The sequence below is a fragment of the Streptomyces sp. L-9-10 genome (assembly GCF_004151105.1).
In the GTDB taxonomy this organism is placed as follows: Bacteria; Actinomycetota; Actinomycetes; order Streptomycetales; family Streptomycetaceae; genus Streptomyces.
Genome location: NZ_PHRF01000160.1, coordinates 1 through 590, shown reverse-complemented (window position 1 = coordinate 590; position 590 = coordinate 1). Strand labels below are relative to the sequence as shown.

At 69.8% G+C, this 590-nt stretch carries 1 protein-coding gene; it reads right to left on the bottom strand.

Going from position 1 to position 590, the window contains the following annotated elements; all coding sequences use genetic code 11:
- Positions 1-590 (bottom strand): hypothetical protein (locus tag CU044_RS38910; RefSeq protein ID WP_165372035.1); only part of this gene is annotated, 590 nt, incomplete at both ends.

Genomic DNA, 590 nt, shown 5'->3' with positions numbered 1-590 from the left:
CCCGCGTCGTCGTCGAGTGCTTCGGCGGCGTCGGAGGGGGTGGGCAGGGGGTTGCTGGCGGGGGCGTCGCCGCGTCCGCGCAGCCAGTCCTCGACGGCGGTGCTGTCGGTGTCGTTGTCGAGGGTGACCTCGGCGGACTCGGTGTGGATCTGGGAGTTGACGGTTCCGCCGCCGCCGCCGACGTCGATGGTCACGGGTCCCGCGTTGGCTCCCGCGCCGGTCTGGATGCCGGGGCCGTCTCCGGATTCCTGGCTGGTGGTGATCGTCAGCTTCTGCGGGTGGTGCGGCTTGTCGTCCTTCTCCTCCTGGTCGTAGGCCGCCGCGTCGTAGGTGACCGCGACCTGCTGCATCCTGCTGCCCTTGGCCTGCGCCACCCCGCCCGCCGTGCCGCTGACGGAGAAGGTGTAGACGAAAGTGATCTTCCCGGCGTCCGGGCCGGTCTTGGCGCGCATGACGACCACGTCCTCGGTCATCGCGCCCGAGAGTCCCTCGAAGGAGATGTTGCCGAGGTCCTTGGGGCCGTCGGCGCCCTTGCCGTCCTTGCCGCCCTTGGTGTCCTTGCCGCTCTTGCCGTTGCTCTTGAAGGTCTT